Origin of the sequence: Actinomadura sp. 1N219 (genome assembly GCF_044326405.1) — a bacterium.
Lineage (GTDB): Bacteria > Actinomycetota > Actinomycetes > Streptosporangiales > Streptosporangiaceae > Spirillospora.
This window is the reverse complement of the sequence record NZ_JBIRAY010000002.1, coordinates 319,834-334,380: the sequence shown is the minus strand read 5'-3', so window position 1 is coordinate 334,380 and position 14,547 is coordinate 319,834. Positions and strand designations below refer to the sequence as shown.

Annotated in this window: 15 protein-coding genes; 6 read left to right on the top strand and 9 right to left on the bottom strand. The window is 71.2% G+C overall.

All coding sequences use genetic code 11. The features are described from left to right. The first annotated feature begins 125 nt into the window (after window positions 1-125). A complete protein-coding gene (leuA, locus tag ACH35V_RS10315; protein ID WP_395971609.1) occupies window positions 126-1,853 on the top strand; it encodes a 2-isopropylmalate synthase in 1,728 nt (575 codons plus the stop codon). A gap of 127 nt (window positions 1,854-1,980) precedes the next feature. Here the strand turns inward: leuA and ACH35V_RS10310 are convergent, their stop codons facing one another. Both ACH35V_RS10310 and ACH35V_RS10305 read right to left on the bottom strand, forming a co-directional pair. After that, window positions 1,981-2,232, bottom strand: a complete 252-nt coding sequence (locus ACH35V_RS10310) for a protealysin inhibitor emfourin (protein WP_395971608.1) — start codon at window positions 2,230-2,232, stop codon at window positions 1,981-1,983. 4 nt (window positions 2,233-2,236) lie between these two features. Further along, window positions 2,237-3,277: a M4 family metallopeptidase gene (locus tag ACH35V_RS10305; RefSeq protein ID WP_395971607.1), complete on the bottom strand. Its 1,041-nt coding sequence runs from the start codon at window positions 3,275-3,277 to the stop codon at window positions 2,237-2,239. 186 nt (window positions 3,278-3,463) lie between these two features. On the opposite strand from ACH35V_RS10305, the gene recO reads away from it, so the two are divergent. Next, window positions 3,464-4,228 (top strand): DNA repair protein RecO, encoded by a 765-nt coding sequence (gene recO, locus ACH35V_RS10300; protein WP_395971606.1) that lies wholly within the window; start codon window positions 3,464-3,466, stop codon window positions 4,226-4,228. After that, a complete protein-coding gene (locus ACH35V_RS10295; RefSeq protein WP_395971605.1) occupies window positions 4,225-5,025 on the top strand; it encodes an isoprenyl transferase in 801 nt (266 codons plus the stop codon). Before recO ends, ACH35V_RS10295 begins: the two co-directional genes overlap by 4 nt. A gap of 10 nt (window positions 5,026-5,035) precedes the next feature. Here the strand turns inward: ACH35V_RS10295 and ACH35V_RS10290 are convergent, their stop codons facing one another. The 7 genes from ACH35V_RS10290 to ACH35V_RS10260 form a co-directional block, all read right to left on the bottom strand. Continuing rightward, on the bottom strand, window positions 5,036-5,461 hold the full coding sequence (locus ACH35V_RS10290) for an OsmC family protein (RefSeq protein ID WP_395971604.1): 426 nt from the start codon (window positions 5,459-5,461) through the stop codon (window positions 5,036-5,038). 86 nt (window positions 5,462-5,547) lie between these two features. Beyond that, window positions 5,548-7,185, bottom strand: coding sequence for a M4 family metallopeptidase (locus ACH35V_RS10285; protein WP_395971603.1), 1,638 nt, complete (start codon window positions 7,183-7,185; stop codon window positions 5,548-5,550). A 216-nt stretch (window positions 7,186-7,401) separates the two neighbouring features. Next, window positions 7,402-7,788 carry a Fur family transcriptional regulator gene (locus ACH35V_RS10280; RefSeq protein ID WP_395955832.1) on the bottom strand — a complete coding sequence of 129 codons (387 nt, stop codon included), beginning with the start codon at window positions 7,786-7,788 and terminating at the stop codon, window positions 7,402-7,404. An 18-nt stretch (window positions 7,789-7,806) separates the two neighbouring features. After that, window positions 7,807-8,706 (bottom strand): metal ABC transporter permease, encoded by a 900-nt coding sequence (locus ACH35V_RS10275; RefSeq protein WP_395971602.1) that lies wholly within the window; start codon window positions 8,704-8,706, stop codon window positions 7,807-7,809. Beyond that, a complete protein-coding gene (locus ACH35V_RS10270) occupies window positions 8,703-9,410 on the bottom strand; it encodes a metal ABC transporter ATP-binding protein (protein WP_395972036.1) in 708 nt (235 codons plus the stop codon). Before ACH35V_RS10270 ends, ACH35V_RS10275 begins: the two co-directional genes overlap by 4 nt. 113 nt (window positions 9,411-9,523) lie before the next feature. Beyond that, the gene (locus ACH35V_RS10265) at window positions 9,524-10,477 is read right to left on the bottom strand and encodes a metal ABC transporter substrate-binding protein (protein WP_395971601.1); all 954 of its coding nucleotides are present in this window, start codon (window positions 10,475-10,477) and stop codon (window positions 9,524-9,526) included. A 72-nt stretch (window positions 10,478-10,549) separates the two neighbouring features. After that, entirely contained in the window at window positions 10,550-10,858 is a 309-nt protein-coding gene (locus ACH35V_RS10260; RefSeq protein WP_395971600.1) for a DUF6703 family protein, read from the bottom strand. 28 nt (window positions 10,859-10,886) lie between these two features. Here ACH35V_RS10260 and ACH35V_RS10255 point away from each other — a divergent pair, with 28 nt between their 5' ends. The 3 genes from ACH35V_RS10255 (at window position 10,887) to ACH35V_RS10245 (ending at window position 14,526) form a co-directional block, all read left to right on the top strand. Beyond that, window positions 10,887-11,171 (top strand): antibiotic biosynthesis monooxygenase family protein, encoded by a 285-nt coding sequence (locus ACH35V_RS10255; protein WP_395971599.1) that lies wholly within the window; start codon window positions 10,887-10,889, stop codon window positions 11,169-11,171. A 169-nt stretch (window positions 11,172-11,340) separates the two neighbouring features. Beyond that, window positions 11,341-12,918 (top strand): glycoside hydrolase domain-containing protein, encoded by a 1,578-nt coding sequence (locus ACH35V_RS10250; protein WP_395971598.1) that lies wholly within the window; start codon window positions 11,341-11,343, stop codon window positions 12,916-12,918. A gap of 219 nt (window positions 12,919-13,137) precedes the next feature. Beyond that, window positions 13,138-14,526, top strand: coding sequence for a glycine--tRNA ligase (locus ACH35V_RS10245; protein ID WP_395971597.1), 1,389 nt, complete (start codon window positions 13,138-13,140; stop codon window positions 14,524-14,526). Window positions 14,527-14,547 lie beyond the last annotated feature (21 nt).

Here is a 14,547-nt window from a genome sequence, read left to right as displayed (position 1 = left end):
GATCGTGTTGCGCGAGCTGCTCCTCCTTAGCGGCCGCAGCGGGGGCCCCTGACAGGCCGGCTCCCTCGCTGCGGGACTGCGACGTGCACGTCGGCCGCGAGGTTCGAGCAGAAGGATCCCAACGGATGTATCCGCAACAGCAGTCTTCCGGCATGCCCGTCCAGCGCTACCGCCCGTTCGCCCCGGTCCGGCTCGCCGACCGCACCTGGCCGGACGCCGTCATCACCGAGGCGCCGCGCTGGTGCGCGGTCGACCTGCGGGACGGCAACCAGGCCCTGATCGACCCGATGGACGCCGACCGCAAGCTCCGCATGTTCGAGCTGCTGGTGCGGATGGGCTACAAGGAGATCGAGGTCGGGTTCCCGGCGGCCAGCCAAACCGACTTCGACTTCGTCCGGCAGATCATCGAGGAGGGCCGCGTCCCCGACGACGTGGTGATCCAGGTGCTGACGCAGGCCCGCCCGGAACTGATCGAGCGGACCTTCGAGTCGGTCCGCGGCGCGAAGCAGGCGATCGTCCACCTGTACAACTCGACGAGCACGCTGCAGCGCCGCGTCGTTTTCGGCCAGGACCGCGACGGCATCACCGCGATCGCGGTGGAGGGCGCCAAGCTGTGCGCCAAGCTCGCCGAGGACATGGGCGACACCGAGATCTACTTCCAGTACTCGCCGGAGTCGTTCACGGGCACCGAGCTGGAGTACGCGGTCGAGGTCTGCAACGCCGTCAACGACGTGTGGAAGCCGACCCCGGACCGCAAGGTCATCGTCAACCTGCCCGCCACGGTCGAGATGGCCACGCCGAACGTCTACGCCGACCAGATCGAGTGGATGAGCCGCCACCTGGCCCACCGCGACTCGGTGATCCTCTCGCTGCACCCGCACAACGACCGCGGCACCGCCGTCGCCGCCGCCGAGCTGGGCTACATGGCGGGCGCCGACCGCATCGAGGGCTGCCTGTTCGGCAACGGGGAGCGCACCGGGAACGTGTGCCTGGTCACCCTGGGCCTGAACCTGTTCACCCAGGGCGTCGACCCCCAGATCGACTTCTCCGACATCGACGAGATCCGCCGCACCGTCGAGTACTGCAACCAGCTGCCCGTCCACGAGCGGCACCCGTACGGCGGCGACCTGGTCTACACCGCGTTCTCCGGCTCACACCAGGACGCCATCAACAAGGGCCTGGACCACCTGCGGCGCGACGCCGAGGCGGCCGGGACGCCGGTGGACGAGTACCGCTGGGAGGTCCCGTACCTGCCGATCGACCCGCACGACGTCGGCCGGACGTACGAGGCCGTGATCCGCGTCAACAGCCAGTCCGGCAAGGGCGGCGTCGCCTACATCATGAAGAGCGAGCACTCCCTGGAGCTGCCGCGGCGGCTGCAGATCGAGTTCTCGCGCGTCGTCCAGCAGCACACCGACGACGAGGGCGGCGAGGTCACCGCCGAGCTGATGTGGGACATCTTCCAGCGCGAGTTCCTCACCGGCGGCCCCCGCGTCGGCCTGCTGGCGCACCGCACGACCTCGCGGGTGGACGAGAAGGACGCGATCGGCTGCGACATCCGGGTGGACGGCGAGATCCGCGAGATCGAGGGCGTCGGCAACGGCCCCGTGTCGGCGTTCGAGGACGCCCTCGCCTCGGTCGGGATCGGCGTCCGGGTCCTGGACTACGCCGAGCACGCGATGAGCGCCGGCGGCGACGCCCGCGCCGCCGCCTACGTCGAATGCGAGGTCCGGTTCGGCGACGCCCCCGCCACCACGGTCTGGGGCGTGGGCATCGACGGCAACATCGTCACCGCGTCCCTCAAGGCGATCCTTTCGGCCGTCAACCGCATAGCCCGCGCCCAAGAGAACTGAACGGTTCGCAGGAAAGCCGAACGGCGCGCAGGAAAGTCGAACGGGCGCGCACAGGAAAAGCTGAACGGCAGGGGCCGCGGGTGCGGTGTGCACCCGCGGCCCTGGACCGAGCGCCGTCCGACCCTGGTCAACTGCGTCCGAGGACGTGGTGGACCAATTCGCGCAGGGGGCCGTTGAGTTGTGCTTCGCCGACGGTGGCGCGATCGCCGTCGATGTCGATTTCGTACAGGAACTGGTCGGGAATTCGGCCCGGCGGCGGGATCGCCTTCAGATCCACGCGGCCGACGAGCCTCGTCAGCATGGGATCGCTCGCGCTGTCGGACTCGGCGCGGCGCTCGATCCCCGCGAACCCCCCGCTGCGGACGACTGTCACTCTCACTGCGCTATCCGTTCGCCACCATTTGGACGCCTACCCCCGTCCAGGCCTTGTTCACCGCCTTCGTCTCGGCCGCGGCGGCCCCGTAGAGGCGGGTCGCGGACTGGACGGTCGCGGCGGCGAACTTGGCGAAGTCGACGTCGGTGGCCAGCGTGCCACCGGTGAGAGTGTCGTACCAGATGCGACCCGCTTTCTCCCAGGCATTCCCGCCGATCTCGGTTGCGGCGAGGTAGAAGGCCCGGTTCGGGATGCCCGAATTGATGTGGACGCCGCCGTTGTCGCGGTAGGTCTCGACGTAGTCGTCCATGTGGCCGGGCTGCGGGTCCTTGCCGAGCTGCGGGTCGTCGTAGGCGGTGCCCGGCTCCTTCATCGAGCGGAGCGCCTTCCCGTTGATGCCCCGGGCGAGCAGGCCCTGCCCGATGAGCCAGTCGGCCTGGTCGGCGGTGTGCTTGTGGTGCCACTGCTTGATGAGGGAGCCGAACACGTCCGAGAGGGACTCGTTGAGCGCCCCGGACTGCCCGTAGTACTCCAGGTTGGCGGTGTACTGGGTGACGCCGTGGGTGAGTTCGTGGCCGGTGATGTCGAGCGGGCCGGTGAACGAGGTGAAGACGACGCCGTCGCCGTCCCCGTACACCATCTGCTGGCCGTTCCAGAAGGCGTTGTCGTACTTGTCGCCGTAGTGGACGGTCGAGATCATCCGGAGGCCCGCGCCGTCGATGGAGTTGCGCCGGTGCGCGGCCTCGAAGTAGTCGAAGGTCGCGCCGAGCCAGTCGTAGGCCTGGTCGACGACCTTGTCGCCGGTCGCGGCCGCCCCCTCGGCCCGGACGGTCCGGCCGGGCAGCTCCTCGCGGTTCTGCGCGTCGCAGATCGTCCGGTTGGGGACGAAGTCCTCGGAGGGGGACGGGGCCGTGGCCGGGAGCGTCCGGCGTTCGGTGGCCTGCAGGGAGCTGAGGGCCAGGGTTCGGCGGGCACGGGCGCGGATGGCCGGATCATCGGCGTCATGGGCGATGCGTTCCAGCATGTGCGGCGGCACGATGTGGCATCTCATGCCACAACGCTGCCAGCTCCCTGTGATTCGAGCCACAACTTTCCACATGACGCTACGGCCGAATCCGGTCACGGTACGTAATTGTTATACGGCGCTGCGGGCACGGGCCGGGGGACTTGTGGAGATGCTGGGGAGATGCCCCGGCTTGGCGGCCGGGCACGCGCTGACGTGCGTCAGAATGAACGGGTGACCCTCTACCGCGACGAAGGCATCGTCCTGCGCACCCAGAAGCTGGGCGAGGCCGACCGCATCGTGACGCTGCTGACCCGGCGCACCGGCCGGATCCGCGCCGCGGCGAAGGGGGTCCGCAAGACCAGGTCCCGGTTCGGGGCGCGGCTGGAGCCGTTCACCCACGTCGACCTGCAGCTGTACGAGCGGCGCTCGCTCGACCTGATCACGCAGGCGGAGACGCTGCGCCCGTACGGGGAGGCGCTCGTCGCCGACTATCCCCGCTACACGGCGGGGACGGCGATGCTGGAGACCGCGGACAAGCTCGCGGGCGAGGAGGGCGAGCCCGCGCTGCGGCAGTTCCTGCTCCTCGTCGGCGGGCTGCGGACGCTCGCCGAGCGCGCCCACGACCCGCGGCTCGTCCTGGACGCGTTCCTGCTGCGCTCACTGTCGGTCGCCGGATGGGCGCCCGCGCTCGACGAGTGCTGCCGCTGCGGCGACCGCGGCGGGCTGCGCGGGTTCGCCATCGCGTCGGGCGGCGCGGTCTGCGCGACCTGCCGGCAGCCGGGCGCCGCGACCCCGGCGCCGCCGACGTTCGCGCTGATGCTGGCGCTGCTGCGCGGCGACTGGGAGTACGCCGACGGCAGCGAGCAGCGCCACCGGACGGAGACCAGCGGCCTCGTCGCCGCCTACCTCCAGTGGCATCTGGAGCACGGCATCCGCTCCCTGCGCCACGTCGAACGTGACGACGGGACCACCGACACCACCAGGGAGAGAGTTTGAGAAGGGCCGTTTCGCCTCCGGAGCCGCATCGGGACGGCGCCGTCCCGCCCCCGATCCCCTCGGATCTGGTGCCGCGGCACGTCGCCATCGTCATGGACGGCAACGGCCGCTGGGCCAAGGAGCGCGGGCTGCCGCGCACCGAGGGGCACAAGCGCGGCGAGGACTCGCTCTTCGACGTGATCATGGGCGCGATCGAGCTCGGCGTCCCGTACCTGTCGGCGTACGCGTTCTCCACCGAGAACTGGAAGCGCTCGCCGGACGAGGTGCGCTTCCTCATGGGCTTCAACCGGGACGTGATCCGCCGCCGCCGCGACCAGCTCCACTCGATGGGCGTCCGGGTCCGCTGGGCGGGCCGGCGGCCCAGGCTGTGGCGCAGCGTGATCAAGGAGCTGGAGACGGCGGAGGAGATGACGCGCGGCAACGACGTCCTCACCCTGCAGTTCTGCGTGAACTACGGCGGCCGCGCCGAGATCGCGGACGCCGCCGCGGCGATCGCCCGGGACGTCCGGGACGGCCGCCTCAACCCCGACAAGATCACCGAGAAGGTCTTCGCCCGCTACCTGGACGAGCCCGGCATCCCGGACGTGGACCTGTTCCTGCGCTCGTCGGGGGAGCAGCGCACGTCCAACTTCCTGCTGTGGCAGTCGGCGTACGCCGAGATGGTCTTCCTCGACACCCTCTGGCCGGACTTCGACCGCCGCCACTTCTGGCACGCCTGCGAGCTGTACGCGTCCCGAGACCGCAGGTACGGCGGCGCGGTCCCGAACCTGGTGGAACCGGCCGCCGCCCGCGGCTGACGCCCCCTGCTCAGACCAGGGCGGCGTCGAGGGTGATGGTGGTGCCCGTGAGGGCCTTGCTGACCGGGCAGCCGGCCTTGGCGTCCTGGGCGGCCTTCTCGAAGTCGGCCGCGGACAGGCCGGGCACGCTCGCCCGGACGGTCAGGTGGATGCCGGTGATGCCCTCGCCCGGCTGGAACGTGACCTCGGCCTTGGTGTCCACCTTGTCCGGCGGCGTCCCGGCGCCGGCGAGGCCGTGCGACAGCGCCATCGAGTAGCAGGTGGAGTGCGCGGCGGCGATGAGTTCCTCGGGGCTCGTCCGGCCGGCCGGCTCCTCGGACCGCGATGCCCAGGTCACGTCGTAGGTGCCGAGCTTCGAGGAGTCCAGCGAGACGGTCCCCTGGCCGCTGAGCAGCGGCCCTTCCCAGTGCGCGTTTGCGGTACGTGTCGTAGCCATGCCCCCGATTCTGTCGCATGGCCACGGCACGCAGATCATGAACCACCCGATAGGGGCCCGGGGGGTTCCCGGGCCCCTGCCGGCGGCTAGCCGACGTTCACCGCCGACCAGGCGGCGGCCACGGTGCTGTACTGCGTGCTGCCCGCGCCGTACAGGTCTTTGGCCGCGTTCAGGGTCGCGGTGCGCGCGCCCTTGTAGTCGGTCGAGGACGTCATGTACGTGGTCAGCGCCCGGTACCAGATCTTCGTGGCGGCGTCCCGGCCGATGCCCTTGACCGTCGACCCGTTGGACGTGGGGCTGCTGTAGGCGACGCCGTTGATCGTCTTCGCGCCGCTGCCCTCGGCCAGCAGGTAGAAGAAGTGGTTCGCGACGCCCGAGGAGTAGTGCACGTCGACGTTCTTGGTCTCGGTCGACCACGCGTCATGGGAGCTGCCGTCCTTGCTGGGCTTGTCCATGAAGCGCAGCGCGCGCCTGCCGAACCCGGGCAGGACGACCTCCTCGCCGACCAGGTAGTCGCCGACGTCGGCCGGGTTGTTCGCGTAGAACTCGACGGCGGCGGCCATGATGTCGGACGTCGCCTCGTTCAGCCCGCCGGACTCGCCGCTGTAGGTGAGGTTCGCGGTCGCGCTGGTGACGCCGTGGCTCATCTCGTGCGCGGCGACGTCGAGGGACGTGAGCGGCCCGAGGTTGGCGCCGTCGCCGTCGCCGTAGGTCATGCAGAAGCACGAGTCGTCCCAGAACGCGTTGGCGTAGCCGTCGCCGTAGTGGACGCGGTTGAACGACCCCTTCCCGTCGCCATTGATGCCGCTGCGCCCGAAGACCTTTTTGTAGAAGTCCCAGGTCATGCTGGTGCCGAACTGGGCGTCGACGGCGACGGTGGCGCGGTTCGCGGTGGTGCCGCTGCCCCAGTGGTTGTCGGCGTCGGTGAAGACGGTCGCCGGGGCGCGCCGCAGGCACCAGACGAGGACGCAGAGGTCGGTCTCGTTCTCGGCGTCGCCGGTGTAGGTGCCGCCGCGGGACGGGTCCTTCAGCTGGTACGTCCCGCCGGACTTCGTCGTCTCCAGCGGAACGGTCCCGGTGTAGAGCGACTTGCCGTCGCCCGCCTCGGTGCGGATCATCTCCTCGCGCAGCAGGACCCTGCCGGTCGCGGCGTCCACGGACGTCAGGACGCGGCTGGGCGTGCCGTCGGCCTGCCTGCCGACCGTCTGGACGCGCCAGGCCAGGCGCGGCTTGTGGTCGGCGGTCCGGGCCTCGACGACGAGCGCGGGCGAGCCCTCGGCCTTGCGCTGCCCGGTGACCGCGCGCTTCTCGGCGGTCGAGGCGCCGATCTCGGGACGGGAGTCGGCCGGTTTCCCGGCGAGTGAGCCGCTGCTGCCGCGCCACGCGCCGGACCCCGACTGGTGGACGACCACGTCCCCGCCCAGGACCGGGAGTCCGTCGTACGTGCGCGTCATCCGGGTGTGCGAGTCGCCGTCGCGATCCAGGAGGACCCGGACGACCTTGAACGCTTGGCCGTCCCCGGCGCGGATCTCACCGGCGTGGCCGGTCAGCGCGTCCAGCGCCCGTTCCGCGGCCTGCCTGGCGGCGGACGAGCGCGGCTCGGGCGGGGACGGCGCTTTCGCGGTGGTGCCGGCGGAGGCGGGAACGACGGTACCGGCGGTCGTCAGCAGGGTCGCCGCGGCCAGGAGCAGGGTCCGTCGGCTGGTGAACGCCCGTCTTGTCATGAACGCCCTCTCGTGCGGGCGCCACGCCCCCCGAAGGCCCGCCGTCGGGCCGTGCCGTGGCGATGGGGACATTTATGACATAGGCGTACTCATAAGTAGATGTAGCAATGTGCCAAGGATCGCCTACGGAGGGTGTGAACTCCGAACCTTGTTCGGTGGCGGTGCGTCACATATCGGGTGCGCCGCGTGTCGCCGGGCGGCCCGCGGATCGGCGCGTCAGCCGGACTTCGCGATGCAGTCGGCGCAGGTGCCGAAGACCTCGACGGTGTGCGTGATGTCGCTGAAGCCGTGCTCCGCGGCGATCGCCTCGGCCCAGCGCTCCACGGCCGGGCCCTCGACCTCGATCGTCCGGCCGCACTCGCGGCAGACGAGATGGTGGTGGTGCTGCTCGGTGCGGCAGGCCCGGTACACGGCCTCACCCTCGTCCGTGCGCAGCACGTCGACCTCGCCCGCGTCGCTGAGCGCCTGCAGCGCCCGGTAGACCGTGGTGAGGCCGATCTTGGATCCGTCGGCGCGCAGGTCGGCGTAGATGTCCTGCGCGCTGCGGAAACCCTCGGATCCGGTCAGCACCTGCCGCACCGCGTCCCGGCGGGCCGTCGTCATCCCCCAAGCACCTCCGCGTCATCCCCCCATCACCTCGGCGTCCACGCGCGCCTCGACTCCGGAACCGGCCGCAGCCGGGACGGTCTCCCCGGACGGGCCGGTCCGCGCACGTCTTCGGCGCACCAGCGTGCCCCCGGCGACCGCGGCGACGAACAGCGCGAGCGCCAGCAGCACGATCGAGGGGCCCGGAGGCAGATCGTACTGGAAGGAACCCGCCAGGCCCGATACGGCCGACAGTACACCGGTCGCCATCGCGACCAGCATCGTCCCACGGAATCCCCGCGTGAGCTGCTGCGCCGCCGCCACCGGGACGATCATCAGCGCGCTGACCAGCAGCAGCCCGATCGCCCGCATCGAGATCACGACGGTGACCGCGGCGGTCGCGGCGATCAGCACGCTGAGGAACCGGACGGGCAGCCCCGACGCCCTTGCCACTTCCTCGTCCTGGCACAGCAGGAACAGCTCGCGGCCGAACAGCGCGACGATCCCGAGCACCGCGGCGGCGAGGCCCGCGACGACGTACAGGTCGGTGACGGTCACGCTGGTGATCGAGCCGAACAGGTACGACTGGAGGCTCGTCCCGCTGCCGCCGTTGGCGTTGGTGAGGATCACGCCGCCCGCCAGCCCGCCGTAGAACAGCAGAGCCAGCGCGACGTCCGCGCCGCTGCGGCTCCGCGCCCGCACGATCTCGATCGCCACCGCGCCCAACACCGACACGATCAGCGCCCCGAGGACGGGCGAGGTGCTCGTGAGCAGGCCCAGCCCGATGCCGGTCAGCGCGATGTGGCCGATGCCGTCGCCGAGCAGCGAAAGCTTCCGCTGGACGATGAACGTCCCCACGGCCGGTGCGGTCAGCCCGATCAGCACCGCCATCACCAGGGCGATGCGCATGAAGTCGTACTGCAGCATGTCGCTCACACGGGCCTTCCCGTAGCCGTGTCCTGCGTTGGGTACTCCCGGACGGTGGATTCGCGGACGACGCGCCCGTGCCCCAGCTCGACCGTGCGCGTGATCAGCGGTTCCATCGGGCCGAGCTCGTGGGTGACCAGGACGACCGTCCGCCCGGCCCCGGCCAGCTCGCGCAGCGCGGACGCGAGGGCCGCCTGGCTGTGCGCGTCCACGCCGGCCGTCGGCTCGTCCATCACGAAAACGTCGGGCTCGCCCGCGAGCGCCCGCGCGATCAGGACGCGCTGCTGCTGGCCGCCCGACAGCAGATGCGCCGAGTCGCGGGCGAGATCGGTGAGCCCGACCGTCGCGAGCGCGCGGTCGACGGCGGCGCGGTCGGCCGCCCGGTCGTTGAACACCGCGGGCAGCCAGCGGGACCGCCGCCCCACCCGCCCCGACGAGACGACCTCGCGGACGGTCGCGGGCACCCCGCCGCCCATCGGCAGTCGCTGCGGGACGTACCCGATCCGCCGCCAGCCGCGGAACCGTGCCGGCGGCGTGCCGTAGATCTCCGTCCGTCCCGCGGCCAGCGGGACCAGCCCGAGCAGCGCTTTGACCAGCGTGGACTTGCCCGCGCCGTTCGGCCCGAGGACCGCGAGCACGTCGCCGGTCGCGACCCGCAGGTCGACCCCGGCGAGGACCTCGCGGCCGTCCCGCCGGACGAGACCGCCCGTCATCGCAAACGGCGGCGCATGATCGAACGGCGGCGTCTGGTCGAACGGCGGCGTCTGGTCGAACGGCGGCGCATGATCGGGCGTCTTCTGGCGGGACGGGGGGTCCGGGTCGTCTTTCATGAGCACTCCAGCGCGGGACGCAGCGTCCGCAGGTTCTCGGCCATGATCGTCATGTAGTCGCCGTCCGAGCCGTCCTCGATGCCCTCGACCGGGTCGAGCACGGCCGTCCGCACCCCCGCCTCCCGCGCCAGGGACCGCGCGACCTTCGGGCTGACCAGCGTCTCGGTGAAGATCGTCGTGGCGCCGATGGACGCGACCCGGCGCGTCAGCCCGGCCATCCGCTTCGGGGACGGCTCGCTCGCCGGATCGACGCCGGCGACCGGGATCTGGCGCAGGCCGTATCGGTCCGCGAGGTAGCCGAACGCGCCGTGCGCGGTCACGATCTCCCGGCGCTTGCAGGACGCCAGGCCGTCGCGGAACTCCCGGTCGAGCGCGGTCAGCCGGGCGGCGACGGCCCCGGCGCGGTGCCGGTAGCCGGGCGCGCGGGCGGGATCGGCGGCGGCCAGCCGGTCGCCGAGCGCGGTCGCGATCGCCGCCATGCGGCTCGGGTCGAGCCAGATGTGCGGGTCGTAGTCCGCCTCCTCGTGGCGGACGCCGTCGTGGGCCTCTTCCTCGCTCTCGGTCTCCTCCGGCGGCGGCAGCCTCCGGACCACGCTCGCCGCGTCCAGCGACCTGCCCTTCGCGTGCAGCCGGACGGCGTCGTCCACGGCCGGCTGGACGCCCCTGACGTGGACGGCGTAGTCGGCGTCCGCCACGTTCGCGACCTGCCGGGCCGTCAGCTCCAGGTCGTGCGGCTCGGCTCCGGGCTCGGTCAGCGTCCGGACGAAGACGTCGCCGCCGCCGACCTGCTCGGCCAGCCACGCCACCGGGTAGAACGACGCGACCACCACGGTCTTGCCGGGCGGGACGTCGGCGCCCGCGTCCGCGCAGCCCGTCAGTCCGGCCGCGAGCCCGGCCAGGGCCAGCGCCGCTGCGGGGAGGGCACGCCGGGGGTCACGGTAGCGAGGCACCCGCCGATTATGGCGACGATGAAAATGGTTGTCAAAATCGAGAGGGCTGGTCAGGGCCGGTGGGGGGCCTGGTCAGAACTGCCCGATGCCGCGCCCCAGCGCGAACGCCACCAGGACCGCCAGCGCCGCGACGCGCAGCGCTCTGCCCGAGCCGTCCAGCGCGGGCCAGTTCAGGAAGGCGAACCAGGCCAGCGCCAGCGCCAGGACCAGCACGGCCGCGGCCGCCACCCAGCCCGTCCCGACCATCCCGATCACCAGCAGGACGAACACCGCGACGAGCAGCACCCACCGCGGCAGCCGGTGCAGGAACACCACCGGCGCCGCACTCCACCGCTCGACCGCCGCCCGCAGGCCGGCGCCCTGCTCACCTCTCGTCTCCACCCGCCCAACGTACTGCCAGGATGTACCGATGATCGCGATAACCCGGTACCGCGTGCCAGGCGAGGACGCCGACGGCTTCGCCGAACGCATGAGCGCGGTGCTGACGGCGCTGTCCGCGAGCCCCGGATTCCGCTCCGGGCGCCTCGGCAGGACGGTCGACGACCCCGGCCTCTGGGCCCTCGTCACCGAATGGGACGGCGCCGGCCACTACCGCCGCGCGCTCGGCCAGTACGAGGTGCGGCTCCAGTTCATGCCGCTCGCCGTCATGGCCGTGGACGAACCGGGCGCCTACGAGATCATCACCTCGGCCTGAGCGGCGTCGCGTACGGTCGACGACGCGTCTCGACGGCACGTCTTGATCAAGGCGCGTCTGCATAGGGGAAACGGCGGGGCAAGAAGCGTCCCGGCCCGGTTTCGGGGCGTCCGGTCAAGGTCATCTTTGCCGCATCACGATCATGCCGTGCCCGCCCGGGGGAGATGTGATGCGCCATGCCGTCCAGTCCAGCGCCGTCTGGTCCCGTGCCGCCCTGTTCGGCGGTCTGGCCGTGCTGGCGGCCGTCCCTCCCGTCGTCGCCGCCGTCAGGACGTCCTCCGCGCGGCCCGCGTCCCACCAGGCCGCCGCGCTGAGCGACGGCAGGCCGGGGGCGGACGCGCCGCGCGTGGTCGAGTACCGCGGGCTGCGCTTCACCGTCCCGGCGGGGTGGGAGGTCCACGACCTCGACCGGGATCCGTCGCGCTGCGTCCGCTACGACCGGCACGCCGTCTACCTCGGCCGTCCCGGACCGCAGCCCGACTGCCCGGCCCGCCTCGTCGGACGCACCGAGGCGGTCCACCTCCAGCCGGCGGACCGTGCGCGGCCCGCCGGGCACGGACGCGCGTCCCGGACGGTCGTGCACGGTGCCCAGCTCGCCACGTTCGAGCTCCCGCAGACCGTCGACCACGAGGCGCGGTTCACCGTCCCCGAGGCCGACGTCACCATCACCGGCGTCTACGGGACGGACCCGGCCGCGCTCCAGCAGGTGCTCCGCAACACCCGTCTGGCCGCCGCATCGAACGTCGGCTCGCGCACCTCCCCGCCGTCGGCGCCGCCAATGCCGTCAACACCGCCGGTGCCGTCAGCGCCGTCCGTGCCGTCAGCGCCGTCAGCGCCGTCAGCGCCGTCAGCGCCGTCCGTGCCGGACCTGCCGTCTGTGCCGGAGCTGCCGTCCGTGCCGTCAGCGCCATCAGTGGCTCCCGCGGGATTGGCGCCGCCGCCCGTGCCCTCGGTGCCGCCACCGCCGTCTGTGCCTTCTGTGCCGTCTGAGCTGGCTGAGCAGGACATGCCCGACGGAAGGCCGGAACAGCCGGACGCCGCCGCTCAGCCGCTGCTCGACCGCCGTCCGTGGGTGCGGGGCAAGGGGTTCGACACCTGCACGGCCCCGTCCCTCGCGGCCATGAAGGCGTGGCGGCCCTCGTTCAAGGTCACCAACATCTACATCGGCGGCGCGGCGCGCGGGTGCGCGCAACCCAACCTCACCAAGCGGTGGGTGAGGAAAGTCCGCGATATGGGCTACCGCATCACGCCCACCTACGTCGGGCTCCAGGCGCCCTGCAGCAGCCGTCCGCAAAAGTTCACCGCGAAGAACGCCGCGTCACAGGGCGCCAAGTCCGCCGTGGACGCCGCACGCAAGGCCCGGAGGCTCGGCATCGCGAAAGGCGCCCCCATCTACTACGACATGGAGGCGTACAAGAGCAGGAACCCCGGCTGCAAGGCCGCGGTCCTGCGATTCGTGGACAACTGGGTCCGGAGGCTGAAGAAGACCGGATACACGCCCTGCCTCTACAGCAGCGTCAAGTCCGGCATCCGGGACGTGGGACGCGCCGACGGCATCAGCAGGCCCGTCGCCGTCTGGTTCGCCAACTGGGACGGCAGGGCCAAGGTGTACGGCGACCCGTTCATGCCGGACCACTGGTGGCGCCCGCACCGCCGGATCAAGCAGTACCGCGGCGGCCACAAGGAGAAGCACGGCGGCGTCACCATCAACATCGACAGCAACATCGTCGACGGACGCGTCTACTAGGCCCGCTACTAGGCCCGCGAATACCACGCTGCGTCAACTAGACTCACCTGTGCCCTAAGCTGGGATTGCTCGCAGGCGCCGGAGAAGACCGCACATTTCGGCGGCCGGACGCCCGAGCGCCATCACCGGGGATCGCAATCGCCGCCACCCGCCGTTTCCACGGCGGGACCGGGGCGCACTCACTGTCCCGCCGACCGCCAGCCGGATGGAGAATATTTCATGGCACGCCGTTCCGATGTGCTGGAAACGATCGTCAACCTCGCCAAGCGGCGGGGCCTGGTCTACCCGTCGAGCGAGATCTACGGCGGGCTCCGCGCCTCCTGGGACTACGGGCCGCTCGGCGTCGAGCTGAAGAACAACGTCAAGCGCCAATGGTGGAAGTCCATGGTGCAGGGCCGCGACGACATCGTCGGCCTGGACTCGTGCGTCATCCTCGCGCGCGAGGTCTGGGAGGCCAGCGGCCACGTCCAGGCGTTCGTCGACCCGCTCACCGAGTGCCAGTCCTGCCACAAGCGCTTCCGCGCCGACCACCTCGAAGAGGGCTACGAGGAGAAGCACGGCCGCCCGCCCGCGAACGGCCTCGCCGACATCGGCTGCCCGAACTGCGGCGTCAAGGGCTCGTTCACCGAGCCGCGGATGTTCAACGGCCTCCTCAAGACCTACCTCGGCCCCGTCGAGGACGAGTCGGGCCTCGCCTACCTGCGTCCCGAGACCGCGCAGGGCATCTTCATCAACTACCTGAACGTCCAGCAGTCCTCGCGGCGCAAGGTCCCGTTCGGCATCGGGCAGATCGGCAAGTCGTTCCGCAACGAGATCACGCCCGGCAACTTCATCTTCCGGACCCGCGAGTTCGAGCAAATGGAGATGGAATTCTTCGTCAAGCCGGGCAGCGACGAGGAATGGCACCAGTACTGGATCGACGAGCGCATGCAGTGGTACGTCGACCTCGGCATCCGCAAGGAGAACCTGCGGCTGTACGAGCACCCGGCGGAGAAGCTTTCCCACTACTCCAAGCGGACCGTGGACGTCGAGTACCGCTTCGACTTCATCGGCGGCGAATGGGGCGAGCTTGAGGGCGTCGCCAACCGCACCGACTACGACCTGACGACGCACTCCAAGGCGTCCGGCGCCGACCTGTCGTTCTTCGACCAGGAGTCGGGCGAGCGGTTCGTCCCGTACGTGATCGAGCCGGCGGCGGGCGTCGACCGGTGCACGCTCACGTTCATGATGGACGCCTACGCCGAGGACGAGGCGCCCAACGCCAAGGGCAAGCTGGAGAAGCGCACCGTCATGCGGCTCGACCGGCGGCTCGCCCCGGTCAAGGCCGCGGTGCTGCCGCTGTCGCGCAACGCCGACCTGTCCCCGAAGGCCCGCGACCTCGCCGCGCGGCTCCGCAAGAACTGGAACGTCGAGTTCGACGACGCCGGGGCCATCGGCCGCCGCTACCGCCGGCAGGACGAGATCGGCACGCCGTTCTGCGTCACCGTCGACTTCGACACGCTGGAGGACGACGCGGTCACCGTCCGCGAACGCGACTCGATGAGCCAGGAACGCATCGCGATCGGCCAGGTCGAAGCGTTCCTCGCCGCCCAGCTGTTGGGCTGCTGAGAGCGTCCACGACAAAGGCAC